We start from the raw sequence: 24,944 nt of genomic DNA, 5'->3' as shown, positions 1-24,944 counted from the left end.
GGCTGGGATTATTTTAAAAACGAGTAATAGCAAGCCCTATTGCGAGGTTTTAAAATAATCCCAGGCGGAAAAAGCAATAGACCAAAAATAGCGTTTTGAAGGATCACGGGTATATAAATACCTATATAGATGCGTTTATCCTGATTTAAGATATTTTTTATGAAGGATTTCCGATAATCATTCCTTTGATTTTATTTGTTTTTCCTTCATTAAGTTATCAAAAATGATACGTTGCTGAGGAGTAAATTCTTTACGACGCAAGGCCATCATTTCTTCCATACTACCTTGAATGCAATCGGGAGTAAGTCGGTCTATAATCAAAGTCCCATTGATATGATCGATTTCATGTTGCAAAACGCGAGCATAAAATCCCTTTTCAATTCTGCTGTGTTTTTTACCTTGTTCATCATTAAAATGAAGCATTATTTGATTATAACGGGATACTTTTCCCATTTTATTTGAGACAGAATAGCAGGCTTCGAAATCAGAGTTTATGCCCGCAGACTCTATTCCTTCATAGGAAGGATTAATCAGGATATGCATAGGGTAAGCTTTCGCATAATGGCGCAGCATGGCTGACTCTTCAGGGATAAAGATTGCAATGATTTGCTTGGAGCGATTCACTTGTGGCGCAGCTAGACCAACTCCTTTTAAAGCGTAAAGCTTTTGCTTCATCACATCAATCAGTTCAACATCGGCTTTGCTTAAAGGAAAATGGACTTTCTCTGCAGGCACATGCAAGAGTTTGGCATGCTGTGGATCATCGGTTGTGATAATTTTTAAGGCGTGAACCGGTTGTGTTGTCATCATAAGTCCCGAAAAAAATAGAATGAGCAGAGGCTTCATAGCAAATTGAGAGAGTTACAATCGAGGCAATCTTACTGCATACGTTATTAATTAACCAGGGGTGGCAACAAGGTTTTCTACAGAAGTGGATTCATCAGGGAGCACAGGTTGGGGCAATTCATAGCGGCGATTAGGAGAAACAATATTAAATATTCGATAACGGTTTAATCGGTGTTGATCAGGAGGATTGACAATTCTATCATTCAATTGGTCATAGAGGTCATAGCAAGCTGGCGTTGGTGCTAAACCAAAAAACTGTAAGAAAGAACGCACGAGTTGGGCAATCCAAGCAAAAGTAAAAGGATGGGGTTTGGCATGATCGAGCATCAGTTCCTCAAAAGTATATTGCTTTCGGCCAATCTGATAATGACTCGTTACAATGGTGCACATTTTCTCTATTCTCGCCTCAGTAGATAAGTAAGGATTTAAAGCGATATTTTTTAAGCGAGTAACGAGCTGCTGCTTTCGTTGTAAACTGGCTGAAGTTTCGAAAGAGGTATGGGGATTTCTTAATCCTGCATGCGCTTCTTCAAAGTACTGTTCAAATTGTTTAATCCCAATCATTATCTCTTCAAGGTGAGCGTACTTTTTGTAGAACTCTCGATCGAAAGTTTTCACTTGTTCTTCAACGGTTTCTTTGACGAATTTTTCAATATCCGGTGTCTCGTGCCCAATTCGTGAGATAGTAGGTTTCCAGTTTCTTGATAAGTAATGGTTAAGATTCTTGTTATACTCCTCTTTTACATGGCACAGATTGATTTTTCTACCAAGCGCAGATTCGACCTGTTTTTTAAAGGTTTTGTTGACATAATCAGTGGTGATTTTTTCTTTCAGAAGTTTTTGTTGCTTTTGAAGAGTGATTAAATAAACTTCCTTTTCTTGCGCAGTCTTTTCTTTTATTTCGCAAGTCTTAATTCGGCCTTTGTAATAACTATAAATGAGTCGGCATTGAGCGGCGATGTTGCTTCTCTTTTTTTCTTCGGCAGTCTTTTGTTTTGTAGGTGATTTAACCAAATCGTGGTAATAGTCATAGACAAGCTGGCACTGGGCTGTTATATGAGTTTTATCCATAATTTGCACAGGGGCTGTGACATTAGAGTCCTTTTGGGGCAATTCTTTAATGGTATGAGAACTCAATATTGCATCAATTTTAGGGCTGGGTTCAACTTCACCGGAAAGCGATTCTAGGAGTGCCTTATGTTGGATAAAGATAGGAACCGCTTCATTAAAAGCGTCGATAACTCCTTCTTTAGCTATCTCAAGAATAAAAGGGGATGATGGGGGACCAAAGCCAGATGCGAGTAAGCGAGTGTAGCTTTGAATCTTGTTCATCAGATTTTTTAATTTCTCGTAGTGTTCTAAGTTTGCCGTCGTGGCTTCCAGTTGTTGTTCTCTCTGTGGCTTAGGTTGGAGAGCGAAAGGGTCAACAGGAATGAAGGGACTTAATATTCCATCAATTTCCCGATTGGGTTTAATGTCGTCGTCCAAAGCACTAATAAGCGCGTGCTCTTTTTGAAGAAGAGGTAATGCCTTATTAAATGCGTCAATTAACTCTTGTTTGGCAAACTCAATGAAATCGGCTGATTGCGGAGGACCAAGACCTGGCTTTGTAAAGTTCTCATAATGCTTAAGGCTTTGGACGAGTCTCTTTAATAGAAGATACTCTGGCATTTGGGTTTCTTTTTCAGCCTTAGCTTCCAATCTTCTTTTTGTTATTGCCTCAATCCGTTGAGTGATAGGACTGTCGTTAGTGAGTAGAGCGATGTGTTTTTGAGAAATACAGCCCAATGGTTCAAGCAAACCCTTATAAAGCTCGTCAAGCATGCTTTTCATTGGTCCGGATAGTTGGCCAGGTTTTAAACCAAGATTGTCTTCCCATTGATCGGTTTCGAGTAAAATACGGGCAAACAGGTCGGTATTAATTTCTTCTAAATGACCCATGACGGAGTCATGAGTAAGCGCACTGAATTGTTTAAGCTTGTGTTTTAACTCCTTAAACAGACGATACATCAGCGGAGTTTTAAGGAATAGCTTGAAATAAGAATCTGAGCTTTCAATGACCGATTCAATATTCAGAACAACTTGCTTGGTGTGTGAAGAAATACTTGCTACTTCTTTCTCAGATAAAGACGTTTGTTTTAAAAGTGCCGCAACGTGCGCGGGAATTAACATAAAAGCATTGAGACTATACCAGATGGAGCCGTATTGAATCTCTTTATCCTGATGAGGAATAGCGACAGTGGTCGGCTCTTTTCTATAAGGCTCACTGCCAATGATTAATGTATGATAAACTTTTTTTGCTTGGTTTACTAAATCGACAGCCAGCAACTTAAAATGAGGGTCTTGAGATAATGCCGTTGCTAATTCGATAAGATCACTGACATGATTGTAAGCTCTGACCAAATGATAAACATAAATACTTTGGGAGCTTTTTTCATTTAATTTCTCTAGTTCTTCGCATGTTTTTTCCAGATGATATAAACAATTTAAAAGGCGTTTAATCCCTAGCACTTGTTGAGGCTGCTCAAGCGTTTGATTGCGATTTTTTAAAACGGGGAAAGGTGCTCCAGGCTCAAAAAAGCCAATTAAATCAAAAGAGATTTCCAGCTCTTTTCGGATTGCGTCATTAAACAAGCCAGTGAGTTTAAATAGGGACTCTTTAAATTCACTTATGGCTGTTGAGTATTGTCTATGCTTAATTAAATGATCTGCTCTTTCTGTCGTTGTGAAGTCGGGGATTAAAGAGGAAGACTCTGTTTCTTGCTTAAGTTTTTTGTTGGCTAGTGCTTGCAGTACTTTTGCCCGTTGCTGCCAAGAAGAAAGTGTAAAAGTAAAAAAGGAAAGCAGATAGCGGTTACTACGTCTAAAGTAACCGGTTGAAATGCGTGAGGCTTCCTCGGAAGGGGCTTCATTGGTCAAAGCTTCAATGATTTCTGTATCACGATTAGCTAGACCGAGACTTGCAGAGAGAGAATCAACGATATAAGCATGAAATGAACTGTATAACTGAGCGAGCTGTTTTTTAATTTCATCATCAATCTCAACGAGTGGATTAGGATGGTGTAGGCAGATAATGGTATAGAATTTATCATAGGCTTTTTGCGCTTTTTTTAACTTAGCAATCTTTTCAGAATAATATTCATGTAAAACAAACAATTGATGAGAATCTAATTTTTCAACATTAATTAATTGGTGATTATTAAAATTATCGACACCGAAATGAAACCCGTCCCCTACGTCGGAGTGAGCGTTTAGTTCTTCGAATTCATTAGCCGAAAATTGGTTCGTTTCACTGACATAAGGAATCAAACTGCACTCTGCTTGTTCATAGACGGATTGGATAAGGTCTTCGTTGAGCTTGAGATGAAGTTGCTGTGTGGCTTGATCTCCACTAAGCAGTGTTTTTAATTTCTCTTTCAGTTCTAATGCTTTTGCAACTTTTATTTTTTCGTGTGAATGCGGCAACCAGGAACGCGGATTAAATGAACTAAGCCATTTACTTTCTTCAGTGAGGGCACGAATAATGTCGTTATTCAAATTTTTATCGAGTTGTTTAACGTAGGGCTGCAAGTGTTTATAGTGTTTTATAAGTGCATTTTTAGTGATTGGAGGTAAACCGATGAGTGCATGTGCTGCATATTGAGGTTTTTCTAAAATGATAAAAAAAAACTTAAACGCCTCTTGCGCTTGCTCAAGTTCAACCAAATGGCGTTGCGCTTTATGAATGCGTTGTCGGGTTTGTTCGAGGCGTAACTCGATGAATTTGTCATCTTCGATGGTGACAAGCTCTCTTCCCTTTTCGGAAAACTTCACCACATTTGAAGTATAATGAATGAGCAATTGATACAGTGGCTTTAATTGCGCCATGAGAGGTTTAGAAAGAGTACCTGGTGCAAGCAAAGCCTCATCTTCAATGCAATCCACTAGGCCGAATAAAGGTACTAACCACTTATATTTTAATTCAGCTAAATTATTGCGAATGACCTCTTGCGAAGATTCATCTAAATTCTTCATTTGCTCTAAGGTGCTTTGCGAAAGGTAAATCACATGCCGTAGAATATCGACGTAGTAAACGATTTTGGCAGGCAGGAAAAAGTCGTTCTCATTCTGCAAACTTTCTAAAGAAGAAAGTAACTGGATGCTCTTTTTACGCAGGCTCTCTAATTTTCTTTTATCCAGAGTGGGTTTTACGGAAGTTAATCCTGGCGAATATTGTTGAATATAATTTGCCATTTGCTGAATATACCCTGGTAAATCAGCGCCGACTTGAGTTAAAAAGTGATAATCGATTTTACCACTGCCGGCTTTCATTTGATCGACCGCAATTCCGGCTAATAAACCTGTATTATAGCTTAAAGGGTACTCTTTAATTTTGGCTGCAAAAGCAACAGCATCACCGACATGTTCGTTTGAAAATTCAGAAAAAAGACGAAGTAAGCCGAGGGCGTGGTTAATCTCTTTAGTAAAAATATTGGTTAAATCAATCCCTAAATGGGTTAAAAGATAGCTAGCATGATACCCATGAGTGATGGTATGGAACCAAAGTTTTTTAAAATCCGCTAGCCAATTGACTGAGTTTCTTAAATTAACCGTTTCCAAATCGCGAAATGCCAGTTCGGCATGGTAGATCCCATTGATAACCTCTTTAATTTGAGTAACTTGCTTCGGCTCGCTTGCGAAATCGGTAAAAGGTTCACCAAATTTATTGGTTTTTTTGAAGTAAGTTTGAATTGCAGGATTAAAGTAGGGACTTTGAATTTTGGCGAGAATTTGTTGCCGAATACTACGCAGCAGCTTGGAAGTTTGTCGTTCCTTAAAAGAATCCAACAGCTTTAAATAGTATTCCAACATAGGGACTTTAATTCGCCATAGAAATGGCGATAGGATACATGATTATTATTAAGGCAATATTAAGCATCGTAAAATAATTTAATTTATTTGATCAAACTAGGGATCTTACTCGGATTAGTTTTATAATCAATCGCCATAACTCTTCAAAATAAAAAATTATGAACGACTGGAGAACTATAGCCGATATTCGTCGTGAGTACGGTGATTTGAATTTAAATGAAGAAGCGATAAACGAATGTCCCATCGCCCAATTTAAGCTTTGGTTTGAACAAGGTTTAACTACCGAAAAAAGTGACCCTACTGCAATGGTTCTCTCAACGGTGGATGAGAAAGGACGGCCTGATTCGCGTGTGGTTCTGCTTAAAGAGTTAGATGAGGGTGCTTTTGTTTTTTATACGAATTACAATAGTATAAAATCTTTACAAATCCAGCATACCCCTTATGTCGCATTAAATTTTTATTGGCCACAATTAGTGCGACAGGTACGAATACGTGGACGCGTTAAGCGAGTATCCAGAAAACAATCCGATGTTTATTTTGCTTCAAGACCTCTTTCAAGTCAGCTTTCCGCAATTGCTTCCCCTCAAAGCCAAAAAATTATAGATCGAAGTGCATTGGAGCAGGTATTAAATGAATTAATTGCTCAGCATGGACAAGAAGCCATTATGCGGCCAAAGTATTGGGGAGGATACAAGGTAATCCCTGATGAAATCGAATTTTGGCAAGGTCGTGACAATCGGTTGCACGATCGAATTCTTTATTACAAAAAAAGGGGAAAATGGGACCATTGCCGCTTAGCACCCTAACAAGCCACTCCCTCTGCCGGAAGCCAATTTTTGCCTTCTCTTTTTGCCTTTTTTAAAAAAAAATTTAATTAAGGCCTCTTATAATTATTGTCAATAAAATTAAGAAGTTAACTACAACGCCACATGATTAAAAAGAAACAAAAAGAGCTTCTTTTGTCAAGAAAGAGTAAAAAAAAATCGGCGCAAGGCATAATTGCCCTTATGGTCGTAGAATGAGGATAAATGAAGTGTTTATTAGGAAAGTTAAATAATTTATTTTTTGGCAGGATAAATGCTTCGTTAGAAGTAACTCAGATTAAGGACGCTAACAAGAGGGCATTGAAATGAATGACACAACAACATTATTACCACACATTAAGTTACGTTTTAATATCGAACATCCAAGTTTAGAAGAATGCTATTCCTTCGGTTATGAGTGTGCGGTAGCAGAATTAGGAGAGGAAGAAAACCCTTTCCATGAAAATAGTAAAGAATACGAACAATGGCAAGAAGGATGGTGGGCAGGATTTTATGGGGAAAAACCTTTGTTTGAACCTACGGAAAAAGCGGAGGCTTTACCCTCGGTAAATGATGAGGCGGCCAATGAGCACATTTATCCATTCATCACTAGTTTAGTCAACAGCAATTTACTGGCGAACGTGCTTAAAATAACAGGTGCAATTGCAGCAACTGCTGTTGTAGGTTACCAGGTCATCGAACTGGTTGCTTAACCAAAACAAGGAGTGCATTTTGATTTGTTTAGTTTACCAAAAGTGGGTTAAATATTTTGACAAGAATAAATTAACCCACTTGCCTTTTAAGTACTTTCTATTTAAATAGTTTCAGTACCATGGATTTCATTCTTGCTAATTCCGATGGATTAAATTCTTTATAAATTTCCGAGCCAATATTAAGACAAACTTTGACGTTTTCCCCTATTCCTTTTAGCAAATCGACACCCGATAATTTGAGTAATAAAATTTGATCGGCAATTTCTTTAGCCCAATTATCAAAATACTCCATACGAGTAAATACAGGTAAATAATATTCCTCGTTCTCCTCCAAATAAAGCACTTCGGGCTTATCTGTTGATGAATTTTTCTCAATGGGAATGATAAAATTCGCTTTAATAAACTCCAGATAAGCTTTGTTCGCTTCTTTATTATTTCCTGCAGAATCTAAGGCATTTTTTACCGCTAATTCAAGACTATTCATCGAGGTTCTACCTATAAAATTGAGGATTATAGCTGACTGAGCCCTTTAAAAGGTAGATGCTCTTTTTAAATGAATTTAAGTTTTGCATTGCTCCATAAAGCCTTATGCCCAAATATCCCATACAAAATACTGAAATTCCCTTATAAGGGTATACATAAGTTGATAAAGCTGTTAAGTTTTAGATCGCTCACGTGTTGAAATTATCACCGCTGGCAGTATAATGTAGTTTGCTTTGTTGATTTATTGAACAAAGTCTTGTTTGGACTAAAATGCTGAAGGGTGTTCAGCTCAATTAGGATGACAAATAGGGGGGTATTTACGTTTCGTTAGCTTGAGCCCAAAGGCCTGATTTTCAAGCACCGAAGCGTAGCATACACACAGTATGTGAGCATCGGAGCACAGCATCAGGACAGTTTGGCCAGGATAGTAAAGGTAAATAGGCCTCTGGTAACTGAGTAGTGAATTTATGAATATGATAGCAATGTCTCAGAGTGAAAAAACTGGTCGTATGAGTCGTATAGGCTTTGCGTGGATTGTTTGGGGATTAGCCGCAGCATTTTATTTCTCCGATTACCTTGCTCGAGTGGCTCCAGGAGTCATGCATCGAAGCTTACAAATTGATTTCGGCATCAATGAAGCAGAATTCGGTATTCTTACCGCCTCTTTTTATTTTCCCTATATTTTAATGCAGATTCCAGTGGGTCTTACCGTCGACCGTCTAAGTATTCGCGCTATATTAACGGTAATGTCTTTGATCACCGCTTTAGGATGCTGTGTTTTTGGTTTGGCAGATGGTTTAATGATGGCATCCGTAGGACGAATGCTGATAGGTTTTAGTGCTGCTTTTGCCTTTGTAAGTTCATTACGACTAGCCACTTCTTGGTTCCCTCCCGCGATGCTCGGCTTATTATCTGGCTTAACGCAGGCCTTGGGAATGTTGGGTGCCGCTGCTGGGGAGGCACCGGTGTCTTTTTTAGTCGCCAATGTCGGCTGGCGGCATAGCATGCTCATCATTGCTTTTCTATTCATTGCTCTTGCGGGGTTGCTATACCAATTTGTACAAGATACTCCGGGAGCGAAGCGACGGGAAATTAAATTTGAGAAAACGTTAAGCATTCTTACGAGCTTACGCACTATCTTATCTCACCGCCAGACTTGGCTGAATGCGCTTTATGCAGGGTTCCTTTTTGGTCCCACAGCAGTAATTGGTGAAGCGATTGGACCTGCCTATTTGCAATATGGCCGAGGCTTGTCTGCGCACGCTGCTGCTTTTGCAACAGGCTTAATTTTCATTGGGTGGGGTATAAGCGGTCCTTTGTCAGGTTGGATATCCGATAAAATGGGACGACGCAAACCCTTAATGATCTTTTCGGCTGTATGTGGCGTTATTTTAACTTCGATTTATGTGTTTTACCCTGGCCTTGATAAAACAAGCGCTTATATTCTGTTTTTTGTATTCGGATTGACGAACACGGGTGTGGCGATCGCTTACGCAGTTTCCACGGAAATACATGAAAGTAATGTCATTGGTACCTCAATAGCATTTACCAATATGATTTCTATTTTCGTAGGTGCCTTAATGCAACCGCTGGTTGGTTTCCTAGTGGATTCTGTCTCTGGGGCCCGAGCTTACAATGTTGAAACATTATCGCTTCCCGATTTCCAAGCAGGATTGCAAATTTTACCGCTTTGTTCGTTAGTTGCCTTGATCCTAGCATTTACTGTAAAAGAGACTTACTGTAAGCCTATTCGCAAGACCTAAGCAATGTTTTCAGAGGTAATGTTTCGTAGTAAGTGGCTGTCAGTTAACATTTTTTACGTACAATCTCTTTGCTAGTTAGTGGAACTCGTGCTTTAATTACTGCTGGACCTCTGCACAGAAAAAAATTTAATGCAGAGGTCGATACTAACTCGGAGATAATAATGAAAAAATTCACAGGATTAGTGATTATTCTAGCTGCTCTAGTCCTCTTCTCATATTATGGTATGGGGTATCTCACCGAACGAACAGTGAGACATGACCTCAGTATGGTAAACCAGTCTAACGGTCTTTCTGCAAACATTGAATCTTACAAGCGTGGTTGGTTTACTTCCAAAGCAGTACTGAATTGGGGCTTACATGTGCCCGAACATGTGGTTTCTTCAACAGATGGTCAATCAGAAACGGTACCCGCGCAAGACTATAGCCTGAAAATGCCACTCACTATTCACCATGGTCCAGTCATATTTGCTAATAAAAGTGTCAGATTTGGCTTGGGTTATGCGCATACCGAGTTAACACTGCCGCAAAAATTTGCTGAGCAATTGAGCAATGCGTTTTCTGCAGAATCCACTCAGCCAAAGCTGGATTTAAGTTTATTCGTTAGCTACTTAAATAACACTGGTATTGATGTTTCTGTTCCCGCGTTTAAGCTCATTGCCAAAGAAGGGAATGGCCAAATAGATTGGCTAGGGATGACCTCATCTACGAGTCTTTCCTCCAACATGGATAAGGTGGATGGTAATTTGACTGTGGATGGTTTACGCATCACTAAAGAGCAGATAAAAACAATCCTGTCATCGATTACTAGTGAATACAATATGCATCGAACAGACATAGGATTGTACACGGGTGACGCAAGCTTATCTTTTCCTTCGCTTGTTGTTACAAACAGTGAGAAGAAGATTTTTGAGCTTTCCCAATTCGATGTGCATTCAGATACAAACATTGAAGACGGTTTATTTCACTCCCATTTTAAATCTTCGGTAGACAAAATAGTCGCTAATGATAAAACGTATGGTCCAGGTCATTTAGAAATAGCGATTAGAAACCTCGATGCTGTTGCACTTGCTAAAATCAATCAGCAAGCAAATCAAATTCAACAAGGATCAGATGCGCAACGCCAACAAGCGTTGTTAGCCATCTTACCCGAATTGCCACAGTTACTCAGTAAAGGCGCTGAATTTGAAGTGACAGAAATGAACTTTGTAATGCCCCAAGGAACCGTTGAAGGTAATTTGCTGGTTTCTCTACCCAAGTCAGAAGCAGCTAATCCTTTTGAGCTAATCCAGAAGATTCAAGGAAATGGCAAAATAAAAGTTCCTGCCACCGTGGTTAAAAACCTCCTTACGGAGTCAATTCGGCAGAGAATGATGTCATCGCCCCAGCCATCACAAACTATTCAGCAAGGTATCGTGCAGCAAATGCAACAACAGCAAGCAGCTCAACCAATGAACTCTGGAAATGCGGCCAGCTCAGCACCTGCTACTTCTGCGCCGACTGTTCCACCTACTGATCCCGCTGTTATTGCGCAGCAGGCTGCAACCGCTGCCGATAATCAACTGGCGTCAATGGTTCAATCAGGTGTTCTTGCAGTGCAGGGGGATGACTATGTTGTTGAGATAAATCTTAACCAAGGTCAATTAACAGTTAATGGTAAACCCTTTAATTCTGCAATGTTGAAATTCCAATGAAAATGGTGGGGTAGTTTCTCGTTAATATTTAACTGAACGACCAAATGGAAGTGCGGAACTCTACGGTTGTTCTCTGGTAAGGAACTGAGCACATACAAAATGAACTCGATTAGAGTGAGTTGAGCATGCTTAATTCGCTCGATAATTCCTGAGTTTAAGTCAAATTTTCCAAAGTAGACTTGTCAGGAATTGTTCTATTAGGTAAGATGCTGATTTTTAAAGGAGGAGTGAATAATAATGACAACAATCAGTAGTGAAGCCGGGGATTCAACTGCGTCACTGGCCGCGAGTGTCACTCAATCAGTGCAGAAGTATTTCGCCGAGCTGAAGGGAACTGATCCTGTTGACCTGTACCAGTTTGTTCTTGAGGAAATTGAGACGCCTCTATTTCGCGCTGTAATGGAACATTGCAAGTATAACCAATCACGTGCAGCGATTATGCTAGGCATAAGCAGAGGCACACTAAGGACTAAGCTACGCAAATATTTTGACGATAAATACGTGGGTACGCGAGACTAAAGTTCTGCGCTACTCTGATGTAAAAAGGAAGCTTTAAGCTTCCTTTTGATTAACGCTAAACAATGATCACTATTCCGGGCTTGAGGCGAGATTAATTACTCTGTAAACATTGAGCTTACCGATTCTTCAACATTCACTCGCTTAATTGCTTGGGCAAGCATATCAGCTAAACTGACTACCCTAATTTTCTCACAGCGCTTTGCTGCTTCACTAAGAGGTATAGTGTCGGTGACAACGACCTCGTCTAAAGAAGAGTGCTTAATATTTTCTACTGCAGGTCCTGATAAAACGGGATGAGTAATGTATGCTCTTACGCTGGTAGCGCCATTCCCCTTTAATTGATAAGCGGCTGAGCATAATGTTCCTGCTGTATCCACAATATCGTCAATAATGAGGCAATGTCTCCCAGCCGGTTCTCCGATAATATGCATCACCTCGGATTTGTTTGGACCACTACGGCGCTTGTCGATAATGGATAATTCTGCGTCATTGAGTAATTTTGCCATGGCACGTGCACGAACTACCCCTCCTACATCCGGAGAAACAACCATAATATTAGGCAGATTTTGCTGCTTAATGTCTTCAAGCAACACGGGGGTGGAGTAAACGTTATCCACAGGCATGTAGAAAAAACCCTGAATTTGGTCAGCATGCAAATCCACAGTGAGAACTCGACAGATACCAACCGATGCCATCATGTCTGCCACCACCTTCGCCGTAATTGGAACACGTGCTGAGCGAACGCGGCGGTCTTGGCGAGCATAGCCAAAATAGGGAACAACCGCAGTAATTCGACCTGCAGAAGAGCGCCGCAAGGCATCCGCCATGATTAACAATTCCATCAAATTGTCGTTAGCTGGAGCACAAGTCGATTGCACGACAAAGACATCGCGGCCACGAACATTCTCAAGTATTTCAACCATGGTTTCGCCATCACTGAAGGTGCCTACAGTCGCTTGACCGATAGGAATCTGCAAATGGGAAGCTATTTTAAGTGCCAGCTCTGGGTTAGCATTGCCGGTGAAGATCATCATTGTCGACATGTGTAAAAAGCCTTCGATGAGTTTAGCCAGGTTATCTTAAACACATAGCAGAAGACAGCCAGAAAGATATAGTTATTATTTGAGCGATCCGGATGAACGCATCCTTCCCGGGTATCTTCTGCCGTCTGTTTACTTGAATCAACAAGATTGTGGCTGGGGTGCTAGGATTCGAACCTAGGAATGCAGGGATCAAAACCCTGTGCCTTACCACTTGGCGACACCCCAAAAAGTTTTGTAGATTCTCATTAGAGCCTGTTTACATTCTACTATCTCAGACAAAATGTAGACTAGGCTTATTCATTCCATGAATAGTGTGCACGAATGCAACGTGCTGCGTATTTTGCAAAGTATTTGAGGTCTTGTCAACGGGATGAATGTTTATTTTTACATTTCCCAAGCTCTAAGCAGTTAACACCAGTAGCCACCAACTTTATTTTTTCCGCTTGAAAATTGATGGCCCTCTAAAAAGCTAACTGGTTATACTCTCCAGTTTTTAATAATGAATTTAATGAAAATACCATTACCCTGAAGTTTTACATTTGTAGGAAGAAGGGTGCCTGCAGTAGAAGTATATTGCAAGTATTGAATAGTATAACCTCCCTGCTTTAGTAGAGTTAAATGACCAGCAGGATCACGTTTTTCTCCTTGAACTGCACCAGGGGCAGGAATGCCTCTTATCCAATAATATAAGTTTGTCACAGGAAGTCGAATGCCAGTTTGCTGTTTCAGCAGGGACTCCGCATTTGCCGATGTGACGGTTTTCGGGCCGTCACGGAGGGTCACAGCACCGCCACTTCGGCTAATCATAACCGTTCCGCTTCCTAAAGGACCTGACAGACGAATTTGGTATTGGCTAGCCCCTCGTTGCACCCAATTAACAGAAGCGCTCCAGCCTTTATTTTTACTTCGTGCAGCCAGTGCGCCAGAAATATCCCATGAAGAGACTCTGGAAGCTGCTGAGGATGATTTCGTTCCTTTTTTCTCTTTTTCAGGAGAAGCAGCAATTTCTTTGGTCGTTTTTTTATTTTCACCGAGTACTTTGCCATCAGCAGGAACCGTTTCTTTCTCATCAAGCGCTGGTTTAGTCCGAGTTCGAGCGTCTGTCTGAGTAATGGATTGATCCTTACTGACGGATGTTTCTGTTTCCGCAGTCACTTCGGGAACTCGAGAAAGTTCAGGATTAAGAGGGGCTTCAATCGGTGCGTGGTGTGCGCAGGCTGAGAGTAGTAAGAAAGAAATAATACAAACACTGCGAATGGCAATCATTTGCAATCCTCCGTTTCATCCTTGTTAAGGCAATAGTTTTTCTTATCACAATACGCTAGACTGCCAAAACTTGCAATTAAAGCTTGTTATCATGAAACACAAAGCAATTTATCCAGGGACTTTTGATCCAGTGACTAATGGTCATGTCGATATTATTACGCGTGCCTCTAAGCTTTTTCCAGAACTTGTGGTCGGTGTCGCAAGTAATAGTGCAAAGCGGCCTTATCTTTCCTTAGCAACGCGAATTGAGTTAATACAAGATGCTGTAGGCGCTTTACCTGGCGTCTCAGTGATAGGTTTTAATAGTTTATTGATTGATTTTGTCCATGAACAAAAAGCAAATATCATTTTACGAGGGCTTCGTGCTGTCAATGATTTTGAATATGAATTTCAGTTGGCGGGTATGAACCGCAAATTATCAAAGGAAATAGAAACCCTATTCTTAACCCCATCTGAACACTTGATGTTTATTTCATCAACTCTAGTGCGAGAAATTTCATCTTTAGGTGGCGACGTTTCTCAATTTGTACCCTCTTCTGTCGTTAGAGCCCTGGAGCAACGGAGAAAGCAAAATCCATGAAGGCATCGCAAGCTATAGCATTACTTATCGCCCTATTAGGCATTCATTCGTTTGGTAGAGCAGAGTTTCCCTCCACTCCTCCAGCCTATGCTGTTGCTTCAGCCCATCCATTGGCAACCAATGCTGGATTAGAAATACTTGCGGGCGGTGGCAATGCGTTCGATGCCGCTGTGGCGGTTGCCGCAACACTTGCTGTAGTAGCACCTTATCATTCTGGATTAGGAGGTGGAGGTTTTTGGCTATTGCATATTGAAAAAGATAAAAAAAATGTCTTTATTGATGGGCGTGAAATTGCCCCGCTGGCCGCCCATAAGGATATGTTTTTGGATAAAGAAGGTAATCCTGTGCCTGGATTGTCACTGAATGGGGGACTAGCTGCCGCAATACCCGGTGAGCCTGCTACACTCGTTTATGTTGCCGAACATTATGGGCGTCTTCCTTTAGCGAAATCTTTAGCACCTGCAATTCGTCTTGCCGAACAGGGGTTTGCTGCCGATCACCAATTTAATTATTTTCTGACATTGCAAGATCGCCTGCAAATGCTCAAGCGTTATCCAGATAGTGCTGCTGTTTTTTTGCACAACGGGCTGCCTTATCGAATTGGTGAGCAACTTAAGCAACCGGACCTAGCTAAGACCTTAAAAACATTAGCTGAGAAAGGTCATGATGGTTTTTATCGCGGAGAAATTGCTAACCGATTGGTAAAGGGAGTAAGGGCTGCTGGAGGAATCTGGTCTTTGGAGGACCTGGCGCGTTATCAAATTAAAGTGCGTGAACCATTGCAAAGTGCATTTCATAACATGTTGATTATTACTGCACCTCCACCTTCCGCGGGAGGAGTAGGGCTGATTACAATGTTAAATATATTGGCTGATTATCCGTTGCAGTCTCTAACCAAAGTGCAATGGGTGCATTATATTGTCGAAGCGATGCGACTCGCTTTTTGGCAACGGGCTAGATTTTTAGCCGATCCTGATTTTGTGAACATCCCATTAGACATGCTGTTGTCTGCTGAGAATGCAAAACAGTTACGACAATTAATTCCTGCAAATAAGGCTTTACCCAGCGACGTGTTACAAGGCGCAAAGTCCGATAAGGAGAGTCAAAGTACCACTCAGATGGTTATTTTAGACAATGAAGGTAATCGTGTTTCCGCAACAATGACCGTTAATTATATTTTTGGTTCCAGTGTAGTGCCTGCAGGTACCGGAGTATTGCTCAATGATGAAATGGATGATTTTTCTATTAAATCGGGAGCTAGAAATGTCTATGGTATAGTGGGCAGTGATGTTAATGCTATTCAGCCTGGAAAAAGGCCATTATCAAGTATGGCTCCTACTTTTCTTGAAATGCCAGGACGGTTAGCTATTTTGGGAACGCCTGGAGGAAGTCGTATTCCGACAATGGTATTATTAGCTTCTTTAGCATTTAATGATTTCCAAGGTGCAATTACCATAGTTTCTGGTATGCGTTTCCATCATCAATACTTGCCTGATTGGTTACAAATTGAACCAGAAACGTTTTCTCCGACCCTTCAAGCGGACTTGAAAGCAATGGGCTATAAGTTGATGCTACTGAAACAGTATTACGGCGATATGCAGGCAATTACATGGGATAAAGCAAATAACCTTGTTACTGCTGCCTCTGATCCAAGAGACATGGGATTAGCTGCGGTGATTACTCAACAGCAGCAGAAACAAGGGTATGGTTTTAACTATTAGCGCGCGCGACCGCTTTGGGAAATTACTCTCCCACTAATTCTTTTATTGCTTGATGGACTTCCTCAACCAGTTTGTTCCGAGTTTCATAGGTATATTGAGAAGCATCGATTGCTTTGCCAACATGTATTTCAGCCGTTTGATTCACATTAAATTGAGTAGTCCGTGCCGGAAGAATGTCATAAGCACCACGAATACCCACAGGAATAATCATGGCTTGAGCGGCAATGGCCGTAATAAATGCGCCTTTTTTAAAGGGAGCCAGTTTACCGTCCTTGGAGCGAGTTCCTTCAGGCGCTATCCACATAATGATACCGCTTTCTAACAGTTGACGTGCTTTTTCTAAATCTTTCACTGCCTGATGTCGGTTGTGCCGATCAATAAAAGGGAATTCTGCTGCAGCCATTCCTTTTCCCATGAGCGGTATTTTTGATAATTCTTTTTTAGCGAGCATGCGAATTGAATATTCAGGAAATGCCTTAAAGCTAATGGGAATATCATACAGGCTACTGTGGTTGCACATGATGATTGTGGCTCTACCTGGCAGCGGTTTGACATGATAGGGATTGATGACTTTACATTGCACCTTCACTAAATTAAGAATGCGATTCGCCCAGCGAAGGATAGTGCGATCCACCCATGCTCGGTTAGTGGTTCCTAAAAAACTTCTTACGATAGAGCGGAAGCAAGCATTCGCAGTGTATAAAGCAGAAAGAACCATAATCCATTGGGTACGTAATTTGCTGATTTTCATAATCATGAATGAAGGGTAAACAGTGGCTTGATGATACTGCAAGTCTTTCTGGTTGCGAAGAGAAAAGAATGCGAATTCTCAAATATGGATTAACAATAGATGCTAAAAAAGGAGATAAAAATCGCTGGTTACACAATACTGTCTCACTTCCTGTTTATTAAGATTTATCCACTTAAGTTTTAGGTTGGCAAACAGGGCAAAATGCAGAAGTACGTCCCGCAATGGTTACGGTTTCAACTGTCGTGCTGCATTGATAACAAGGCATATTTTTACGACCATACACTTGCAGTTTGTTGACAAAATAACCCGGTTTTCCATCTGCGGCATAAAAATCACGCAGTGTTGTACCTCCAGCATGAATTGCCTGCTGCAATACTTGCTTAATGGAGGGAGCAAGTTTGGCAAAATCGGCAAAAGTCACACGGCCAGCAGCGGTTAATGGATGAATACCTGCCTTAAATAAACTTTCAGTGGCATAGATATTACCCACGCCCACCACAATATCATTTCTCATGATAAATGCTTTAATGTTTTGCGTTTTGCCGCGAGCACGACTGAAAAGATACGTTGGGTTAAAAGTTTCAGATAAAGGTTCAGGTCCCAAATGCGCTAAGAGAGGATGGTGATCAGGATTTTTCTCTATATAAAGCCAAAGGCCAAAGCGACGAGGGTCATTGTAGCGAAGTACTTTTCCATTGCTTAAGATTAAATCAAGATGATCATGCTTACCTGGCGCAACATCTTGTGTAACGATTCGTAAGTGTCCCGACATACCTAGATGGTTGAGCAAAAAACCTTCAGATAACTCGAATAGCAGGTATTTTGCTCGACGTGAAATGGCTTTAACTTGTTTTCCTACACACCGTTGTTGAAGGTCTGGCGGAACAACCAAGCGTAATTGTTGATGCCTTATCACAGTGGCAGTGATCGTTTGATAAAGCAAAAACGGGCTGATGCCTTGTCGTGTAATTTCTACTTCGGGTAATTCAGGCATTCTATTCAATTAACCATTCACAAAGACCAAAGATACCTTGAGATTGATAGGATATTAGTCTTGATCATTATGTTCTATAATCCGTCCTTTGCGCTTAACCGGAGGGGTGCTAGCTTGCCGAGGGAAAAGTAAATTTTTTACCGAATAAATTGCCCACATTACGAGGCCAATCAAAAACCCCCACATTAAAACATAAGAAAACATAATGAACAGCCCTATTACAAGCGCAACAGCAATTCCTAATAAAAGAAAGGGGACTAAGTTTTCAAATAAGCGTTCTAATTTTCCATTCATAGTTCTATCCTGAGGAATTGCTTGAGTCCTGTTTTACAAGTTATATCTAAAATTATCGTTCACAAGTCGAATTGTTGCAATGAAATTATAGGTTTTGTGTTATTATAAAGTAAGACAGCTGATATTGTTCTACCTAAATCTAGGTTGCTCTTTGTGCATTTTACCAGATTTTCAGCGAATATCGTTGTCGTCAAATTATTAATTTGCAATCGGAGTAGCTTATGATCTATGGTATTTTAAACCTGTCATTATGGGGTTATGTGATAGCAACGATTGTGTTAACACAAATTACCATCGCTGCGGTTACGATATACCTGCATCGCAATCAAACTCATCGTGCCTTAACCTTGCATCCGATTATTAGTCATTTTTTTCGATTTTGGCTTTGGTTAACTACTGGAATGATTACCGCTGAATGGGTGGCCATTCACCGTAAACATCATGCCACCTGCGATATCGAAGGGGATCCCCATAGTCCTAAGGTTTTGGGATTGAAAAAGGTATTTTGGCAGGGGGCAGAACTTTATCGAGACGCAGCTAAAGACAGAGAAATGATTGCTAAATATTCTCACGGTACGCCAAATGATTGGGTGGAGCGTAATATTTACACAAAACTTTCCTCCAAAGGCATTTTATTGATGTTACTCATTAATCTTGTGCTTTTCGGTCTTCCTGGAATTTCCATTTGGGCAATTCAAATGATGTGGATTCCCGTTCACGCAGCGGGCGTTATTAATGGCATCGGTCATTATTTTGGATATCGTAATTTTGAATGTCCTGATGCGGCCACTAACATCATTCCTTGGGGATTTTGGATAGGTGGTGAAGAATTGCATAATAATCATCATACCTTTGCTTCTTCTGCCAAATTTTCGATAAAGTGGTGGGAATTTGATATTGGATGGTTTTATATCCGTTGTCTCTCGTTTTTAGGTCTTGCTAAAGTTAAAAAATTGCCGCCTAAGCTAGCTCGTGATGCAGGTAAATTGCATATTGATTTGGATACAGTGAAGGCCGTTATTAGTAATCGCTTTCAAATCATGTCTCATTACTACCATCGAGTTGTACGCCCTATTTTAAAGCACGAGCGCTCCAGTACACTCAACAAAGCCGATAAGCGATTATTCCAGCGTGCGGGAAGGCTGTTGCGTCGTCAAGATATCTTATTATCCCCTCGAGCAAAAACACGGTTACAAACATTGCTCGAAAAATACGAGCAAATTCGTGTGGTTTATAATTACCGTCAGTCTTTACAAAATATCTGGCTAAAGACGGCGAGTTCTCAAAAAGAACTAGTGGATGCATTGCAGCAGTGGTGTAAACAAGCGGAAGAGTCAGGGTTAGACGTTTTGCGTCAATTTGCTCTCCATATAAGAGGTTATGTACTACAACCTGCCAAACTGAGTTAGAGCGATTCACTTTATTTGCTGATATTCCTCTGCACTGTTATACCGCGTGATACTGCGCGGTATAGCGTCCTCCTTTCCAATAAAAATTTTTTCATACATCAATAAGTGCTCTTAAATTCGCGCCAGCAAATAATCTGTTGCTAAAATTATAATATTCACCAACAATGAAGATTGACATTCGCGTACTTTTGCTTTGAAGTAATAATGACCAATCACAATTTGAGGAGAGTTTTTTATGGAACGGATGACGGCTGTGGTTACGGGAGGCACTGGTGGGATTGGCACGGCAATTTGCAGACGGCTTGCAGCGGACTATCAAGTTGTTGCCTGTTATTTTAAACACGGTAAGCATGAGGAAGCCAAGCACTGGCAAGCAATGCAAAAGGAGGCAGGTTACGATATCGATATCATCTATGCCAACATTGAGAATTTTGCCGATTGCGAAAATCTAGCCACTCTTGTAATGGAACGCTATGGGCGCATTGATGTGTTGGTGAATAATGCTGGAATCACGGTCGATGTGAGTTTGAAAAAAATGACACCAGAACAATGGCAACAAGTGATTAATGCCAATTTAAATTCAGTGTTCAACGTGACACGCAATGTGTTATCTCCCATGTTAGATAAAGGATATGGCCGCATCATCAGTATTTCATCAATTAATGGTCGCAAAGGGCAGTTTGGTCAGTGCAATTATGCCTCGAGCAAGGCAGCGCTGTTCGGTTTCAGCAAAAGTTTAGCTCTGGAAGTTGCTTGTAAAGGGATCACCGTCAACACCATTTCTCCAGGTTACATTGAAACGCCCATGCTTGCTGGAATGAAAGAAGAGGTATTAGAAAGTATTATTGCTAATATCCCCGTTGGCCGATTGGGGAAACCTGAGGAAATTGCAGAGGCAGTTGCTTTTCTTGCAGCACCTGGTGCAGGTTTTATAACTGGCGCTAATCTGGATATTAACGGCGGACAATATATGTAGTCTTTGGGAGAGGGAAGCATGCAAAAGGATAAGATTGCCCTCATCACAGGGGGTACGGGTGATATTGGTACTGCAATTGTAAAGCAGTTGAATCCTCTCTACGGTAAAGTGATTGCACTTGATGTGATTCCTAGTGATAAGGCTGCCTTATGGCAGTCTGAGTTGCACGATCATGGTTTTCAACAGTCATTGTTTCGACGAATGGATGTCACGGATTTCGATCAATGCGAGGTGGTCGTTGACAGCATTATCAAAGAGTTTGGTCGCATTGATGTGCTGATTAACAATGCAGGCATTACTCGAGATGCTGTATTTCATAAAATGACAAAAGAACAATGGGATGAAGTTTTGCGTGTTAATCTTGACGGGATGTTTAATGTTACTCGGCATGTGGTTGAGTGCATGCGAAGACAGGAGAGTGGGCGCATTATCAACATTTCTTCGGTCAATGCGCAGAAAGGACAATTTTCCCAAGCTAATTATGCTGCTTCTAAAGCAGGTGTTTATGGGTTTACTAAAAGTCTTGCCCAGGAATTAATGACAAAAAATATTACTGTAAATAGTATTTCTCCAGGCTATGTCAATACGCGATTGATGCAGGGAATTCGTCCTGATATTTTGAAGGCAATTATTGAGCTTATTCCTGCTAAACGCCTAGCAGAGCCTGAAGAAGTGGCGTGGGTTGTGGAATTCTTGGTTAATGAGAAAAGCCGTTACATCACTGGAGCGAATTTAAGTATTAATGGTGGATTACATATGTACTAGGAAAAATAGAGTAGTGTCAATTAGGGCAAAAAGCTTAAGGCTTCGTGTGAGAGTAAAATGGCAAGACTAATAAAAAAATATAAAAATCGCAGACTTTATGATACTGAAAAAAGTCAATACATTACCGTTGAAGAGCTGCAATCTTATGTGATTGACGGTATTCCTTTTCATGTGGAAGATTCCACCACGGGCAAAGACATAACAACCGCTACTCTATTGCAAATTTTTGTGGAAATGGAAAGTGGCCCTACCCAGTTTTTAACTCAGGAAATGTTACGTCAATTAATTATTCTAGCTCATCACCCAATGAGCAAATCATTTAAAGACATGCTGGAGAAAATGTTTTCTGGATTGGAGAAAACCTTAGGAGGCAGCCCTTATTTGAATGATTATCAAAAAGCAACCGATACCTGGAATCAACAAATGCAACAATTGATGAAGCAATGGCAAAGCTTTTTTAAGCCTTAAGCAGACAATTGCTGCAATGCAAAAAAAATAGGCTTAATACTTGACAGCTAGGCTAAAGGAGTACTAATCTAATGTTGTGCACTGCAACATTTTTGAGGAGACGTAACCATGAATCAACCTTTCGAAAGATGGAGCGAGATAGCAAAAAAATTGCAAGCTCCTTTTCAAGAAATTGCTGAACTTAATGTGAAGACTTTGCAAGGTTTTAATTACATAAAACCAGATGAGTTGGCTAATTTAAAAAAACCAGAAGAGTTGCTAGAAAAGCAAATTAGCCTGGCAGTTGAAAATGGCCATAAAGCGCTGGATTATATGCAAAAATCATTTGAAATTATGGAAAAAGCAATGCTTTCTTTCGTACAAGAAGTTAAAAACAAAGGCGAATTCAAACACTGATATTCAAATCGGTGAGGAAATTAGAGTTTTTTTCATTATTCATCTTAAAACCAGCTATAACTGGTGCCAGCGACTCTGCCATAAATTTTGTTGAGACACCGCGGGTTTTCCGCGGTGTCTCAATGCATTTCCACTCTAAATATATTGCGCCGCAAAAAAAGTAAAAGAAGATCGCTTGACATCAAGAGAAGTAAATACTAGGCTATTATTGTGCACTGCAACATTTTTGGGAGAACTATCATGAATCAACCTTTTGAAAAGCTAAATGACATAGCACAAAAAATCCAAGCCCCTTTTCAAGAAATTGCTGAGCTTAATGTAAAAACGCTGCAAGCATTTAATTATCTAAAGCCTGATGAGTTTACCAGCTTAAGAAAACCTGAAGAGTTATGGGAAAAACAAATTAATTTGGCTGTTGAAAATGGACACAATGCATTAAATTACCTCCAAAAAAGCTATGAAATCATTGAGAAGGCAATGCTTTCTTTAGTACAAGAATCAAGAAAAAATCCAATCCAGTGATATTATTTTGCGAAACAATCCATCCTTTGTAGTGTTAGCGAACCAACCCAGACAGAATTTTAATTAGCTAGCAATTTGGGTTGGTTCGCAAATTGCCAGTGTTTTTGTTACTACCTCACGCTGCAGCATCAGAAGTCGTGTTTACCTCAAGAGGTGCATCAATGAGTGTCTCTTGCTTGTCTTGTTGGTGAGGGGATTCACTCGGTTGTTGGGGCTCAATTTGCTCAGGATGTGTTTTATATGTTTTGTGCACGTATTCTCCTGGAGCGTCCATTAAGCCTTTAAAAGGCAGTTGGTTAAAATTCGGTGCATCAATAAGTTGGCCAGATTGCTTCTCTAGCCATTTTAACCATTCTGGCCACCATGAGCCAGGAAGTTGTTTCGCTTTTTCTAACCATTCTTCTGCCGTTTGTGTCGTGCTTGTATTACGATAAAAATTGTACTTCTCACTACCTGGCGGATTGATGATCCCCGCAATATGTCCTGAGCCACCCAGCAAGAAGCGTTTCTTTCCACCGATGTGCTGAAAACCAAGATAAGTGGTTTTCCAGGGGGCAATATGGTCTTTTTGAGTTGAAACGAAAAAAGTGGGAATGTCGATTTGACTGACATCGAGGGGAATATGATTGAGACGAATTTTGCCCGGCTTAATTAAATCATTATGTAGATACATCCAACGCAAGTATTGAGAGTGCATTTTTGCAGGCATGTTAGTGATGTCTGCATTCCAAAATAAAATATCAAACGGCACAGGATTTTGCCCTTGAAGGTAATTCTTAATGAAAAAAGACCAAACTAAGTCATTGGCGCGCAACGAATTAAAAGTGCTTGCCATAAATCGTCCATCTAAAAAGCCTTTGGCATGCATTTCTTCTTCAATATGACGAATTTGTTGTTCATCGATGAATACTGAGATATCACCAGGATCGCTAAAATCAATCATGGAAGCAAGAAACGTAGCCGAGCGCACTGGTTTTTCGTTGTGTGCTTTCTGGTAAGCTAACATGCAAGCTTGCAGTGTTCCGCCGATACAAAAACCAAGCGTGTTCACTTGTTTGATTTTCAGCTGATTTTGGATAATTTTAATCGCCGCCATAGGCCCATCGTTGAGGTAATCAAAAAGTCCTTTTTTGGCATAACTTGCATCAGGATTAACCCAAGAAATGATAAATACAGTTATTCCTTGTTTAACTAACCAGCTGACAAGTGAATTGTTTTCGCTTAAATCCAAAATGTAATACTTGTTGATCCAGGGCGGAATCATTAATAAAGGAATCGCTCTGGTTTTTTCCGTTTGCGGGGTGTACTGAATTAACTCCATCATGTCATTGCGGAAAATCACTTTTCCAGGTGTGGTCGCAAGATTTTGGCCGACTTTGAACGCATCAGTGTCGGTCATTTTAATGATCAATCGCGAGGAGCCCGCTTCGATGTCTGTGAGTAGGTTTTGCAAGCCTTTTAATAGATTTTTGCCGTGGCTTTGTAGGGTTTCCGCCATCAGCTGTGGATTGGTGTGTAGAAAATTAGCCGGAGAGAGCGCATCTAAATATTGTCGTGCGAAAAACTGTACTCTTCGAGCGAGCTGCTTATCACCGTATTCAATGTGTTCAAGCAACGAGTTCATGTGCTCACTAGCGAGTAAGTAATGTTGGCTCATGAAATTAAAAAACGGATTATTTACCCATTCATCGCTACTAAAACGGCGGTCAGTGATTGGCATGGGTTTGCCTTCTAGCCAACAATTGAATTGTTCATGGGCTAAACTCAATGCATCTTGCCAATACGCAATTTGCATTTTCCAGACCTGTTCCGGATTTTTTAAGATCACAGAAACTAAGGATTGGAAATCTTTAGTCAAATCCATGTATTGCTTTACAAGTTTTGATAATTGCGCAGGTTGTTGTCTAAACCCTTGTAAAATTCGCATGCTCTTTTCGGCAACTGCGCGCATCATTTCACTGAGTTCTGTGTCCTGGGTCATCCGAGCTCCTGAAGGCCATAGTTCTTCTATTTTCATGTGTTTTCTTAAGTTTCGTCAATTCTGTTTTTGTATTTCTTGAATTTAAAATGAGATAACTACTCAAGAAGTA

Annotated in this window: 22 protein-coding genes and 1 tRNA gene; 13 read left to right on the top strand and 10 right to left on the bottom strand. The window is 40.5% G+C overall.

Annotated elements, in window-relative coordinates:
- Positions 1-177 precede the first annotated feature (177 nt).
- Together B5D33_RS09865 and B5D33_RS09860 are read right to left on the bottom strand one after the other, a co-directional pair.
- The gene (locus B5D33_RS09865; protein ID WP_234802491.1) at positions 178-810 is read right to left on the bottom strand and encodes a peptide deformylase; all 633 of its coding nucleotides are present in this window, start codon (positions 808-810) and stop codon (positions 178-180) included.
- Positions 811-897: 87 nt separating this feature from the next.
- A complete protein-coding gene (locus B5D33_RS09860; protein ID WP_058451885.1) occupies positions 898-5,697 on the bottom strand; it encodes a hypothetical protein in 4,800 nt (1,599 codons plus the stop codon).
- A gap of 158 nt (positions 5,698-5,855) precedes the next feature.
- Between B5D33_RS09860 and pdxH the strand changes: the two genes are divergently transcribed.
- Both pdxH and B5D33_RS09850 read left to right on the top strand, forming a co-directional pair.
- Positions 5,856-6,503, top strand: coding sequence for a pyridoxamine 5'-phosphate oxidase (gene pdxH, locus B5D33_RS09855; RefSeq protein WP_058451884.1), 648 nt, complete (start codon positions 5,856-5,858; stop codon positions 6,501-6,503).
- Positions 6,504-6,826: 323 nt separating this feature from the next.
- On the top strand, positions 6,827-7,213 hold the full coding sequence (locus tag B5D33_RS09850; protein ID WP_058451883.1) for a hypothetical protein: 387 nt from the start codon (positions 6,827-6,829) through the stop codon (positions 7,211-7,213).
- 97 nt (positions 7,214-7,310) lie between these two features.
- Here the strand turns inward: B5D33_RS09850 and B5D33_RS09845 are convergent, their stop codons facing one another.
- Positions 7,311-7,697, bottom strand: a complete 387-nt coding sequence (locus B5D33_RS09845) for an SseB family protein (protein WP_058451882.1) — start codon at positions 7,695-7,697, stop codon at positions 7,311-7,313.
- A gap of 466 nt (positions 7,698-8,163) precedes the next feature.
- Between B5D33_RS09845 and B5D33_RS09840 the strand changes: the two genes are divergently transcribed.
- The 3 genes from B5D33_RS09840 (at position 8,164) to B5D33_RS09830 (ending at position 11,669) form a co-directional block, all read left to right on the top strand.
- On the top strand, positions 8,164-9,459 hold the full coding sequence (locus B5D33_RS09840) for an MFS transporter (protein WP_058451881.1): 1,296 nt from the start codon (positions 8,164-8,166) through the stop codon (positions 9,457-9,459).
- A gap of 161 nt (positions 9,460-9,620) precedes the next feature.
- Positions 9,621-11,150, top strand: coding sequence for a YdgA family protein (locus B5D33_RS09835; protein ID WP_058451880.1), 1,530 nt, complete (start codon positions 9,621-9,623; stop codon positions 11,148-11,150).
- 237 nt (positions 11,151-11,387) lie between these two features.
- Complete coding sequence (locus tag B5D33_RS09830) at positions 11,388-11,669, top strand: helix-turn-helix domain-containing protein (RefSeq protein ID WP_045098212.1); 282 nt, start codon at positions 11,388-11,390, stop codon at positions 11,667-11,669.
- Positions 11,670-11,764: 95 nt separating this feature from the next.
- On the opposite strand, the gene B5D33_RS09825 is transcribed toward B5D33_RS09830, so the two are convergent.
- The 3 genes from B5D33_RS09825 to lolB form a co-directional block, all read right to left on the bottom strand.
- Positions 11,765-12,712, bottom strand: a complete 948-nt coding sequence (locus tag B5D33_RS09825) for a ribose-phosphate pyrophosphokinase (protein WP_058451879.1) — start codon at positions 12,710-12,712, stop codon at positions 11,765-11,767.
- 150 nt (positions 12,713-12,862) lie between these two features.
- Positions 12,863-12,937 (bottom strand) — tRNA-Gln (locus tag B5D33_RS09820).
- 252 nt (positions 12,938-13,189) lie between these two features.
- Positions 13,190-13,978 carry a lipoprotein insertase outer membrane protein LolB gene (lolB, locus tag B5D33_RS09815; RefSeq protein WP_078767407.1) on the bottom strand — a complete coding sequence of 263 codons (789 nt, stop codon included), beginning with the start codon at positions 13,976-13,978 and terminating at the stop codon, positions 13,190-13,192.
- Between the two features lie 91 nt (positions 13,979-14,069).
- Here lolB and coaD point away from each other — a divergent pair, with 91 nt between their 5' ends.
- Positions 14,070-14,558 carry a pantetheine-phosphate adenylyltransferase gene (coaD, locus tag B5D33_RS09810; protein ID WP_115304850.1) on the top strand — a complete coding sequence of 163 codons (489 nt, stop codon included), beginning with the start codon at positions 14,070-14,072 and terminating at the stop codon, positions 14,556-14,558.
- Positions 14,555-16,279 (top strand): gamma-glutamyltransferase, encoded by a 1,725-nt coding sequence (ggt, locus tag B5D33_RS09805; RefSeq protein WP_058451877.1) that lies wholly within the window; start codon positions 14,555-14,557, stop codon positions 16,277-16,279. The genes coaD and ggt overlap by 4 nt, the downstream gene beginning before the upstream one ends.
- Before the next feature lie 22 nt (positions 16,280-16,301).
- On the opposite strand, the gene B5D33_RS09800 is transcribed toward ggt, so the two are convergent.
- From B5D33_RS09800 to B5D33_RS09790, 3 genes are all read right to left on the bottom strand, one after another.
- Positions 16,302-17,030, bottom strand: a complete 729-nt coding sequence (locus tag B5D33_RS09800) for a lysophospholipid acyltransferase family protein (RefSeq protein ID WP_058451956.1) — start codon at positions 17,028-17,030, stop codon at positions 16,302-16,304.
- Between the two features lie 172 nt (positions 17,031-17,202).
- Positions 17,203-18,024: a bifunctional DNA-formamidopyrimidine glycosylase/DNA-(apurinic or apyrimidinic site) lyase gene (mutM, locus tag B5D33_RS09795; RefSeq protein ID WP_058451876.1), complete on the bottom strand. Its 822-nt coding sequence runs from the start codon at positions 18,022-18,024 to the stop codon at positions 17,203-17,205.
- A 54-nt stretch (positions 18,025-18,078) separates the two neighbouring features.
- Positions 18,079-18,318 (bottom strand): hypothetical protein, encoded by a 240-nt coding sequence (locus B5D33_RS09790; RefSeq protein ID WP_058451875.1) that lies wholly within the window; start codon positions 18,316-18,318, stop codon positions 18,079-18,081.
- A 221-nt stretch (positions 18,319-18,539) separates the two neighbouring features.
- Between B5D33_RS09790 and B5D33_RS09785 the strand changes: the two genes are divergently transcribed.
- The 6 genes from B5D33_RS09785 to B5D33_RS09760 all read left to right on the top strand — a co-directional run bounded on the left by B5D33_RS09785 (position 18,540) and on the right by B5D33_RS09760 (position 22,854).
- Complete coding sequence (locus B5D33_RS09785; protein WP_058451874.1) at positions 18,540-19,727, top strand: DesA family fatty acid desaturase; 1,188 nt, start codon at positions 18,540-18,542, stop codon at positions 19,725-19,727.
- A 235-nt stretch (positions 19,728-19,962) separates the two neighbouring features.
- Complete coding sequence (gene phbB, locus B5D33_RS09780; protein WP_058451873.1) at positions 19,963-20,703, top strand: acetoacetyl-CoA reductase; 741 nt, start codon at positions 19,963-19,965, stop codon at positions 20,701-20,703.
- 18 nt (positions 20,704-20,721) lie between these two features.
- Positions 20,722-21,468 carry an acetoacetyl-CoA reductase gene (gene phbB / locus B5D33_RS09775; RefSeq protein WP_058451872.1) on the top strand — a complete coding sequence of 249 codons (747 nt, stop codon included), beginning with the start codon at positions 20,722-20,724 and terminating at the stop codon, positions 21,466-21,468.
- A gap of 57 nt (positions 21,469-21,525) precedes the next feature.
- Positions 21,526-21,936 (top strand): polyhydroxyalkanoate synthesis regulator DNA-binding domain-containing protein, encoded by a 411-nt coding sequence (locus B5D33_RS09770; protein WP_058451871.1) that lies wholly within the window; start codon positions 21,526-21,528, stop codon positions 21,934-21,936.
- A 108-nt stretch (positions 21,937-22,044) separates the two neighbouring features.
- Entirely contained in the window at positions 22,045-22,332 is a 288-nt protein-coding gene (locus B5D33_RS09765) for a phasin family protein (protein WP_058451870.1), read from the top strand.
- 240 nt (positions 22,333-22,572) lie between these two features.
- Complete coding sequence (locus B5D33_RS09760) at positions 22,573-22,854, top strand: phasin family protein (protein WP_058451869.1); 282 nt, start codon at positions 22,573-22,575, stop codon at positions 22,852-22,854.
- A gap of 115 nt (positions 22,855-22,969) precedes the next feature.
- Here B5D33_RS09760 and B5D33_RS09755 read toward each other — a convergent pair whose 3' ends face one another.
- Positions 22,970-24,835 (bottom strand): PHA/PHB synthase family protein, encoded by a 1,866-nt coding sequence (locus B5D33_RS09755; RefSeq protein ID WP_078767406.1) that lies wholly within the window; start codon positions 24,833-24,835, stop codon positions 22,970-22,972.
- Positions 24,836-24,944: the final 109 nt, after the last annotated feature.

It is taken from the genome of Legionella maceachernii, from assembly GCF_900167045.1.
In the GTDB taxonomy this organism is placed as follows: domain Bacteria; phylum Pseudomonadota; class Gammaproteobacteria; order Legionellales; family Legionellaceae; genus Tatlockia; species Tatlockia maceachernii.
This window is presented reverse-complemented; position numbering and strand designations above follow the sequence as displayed.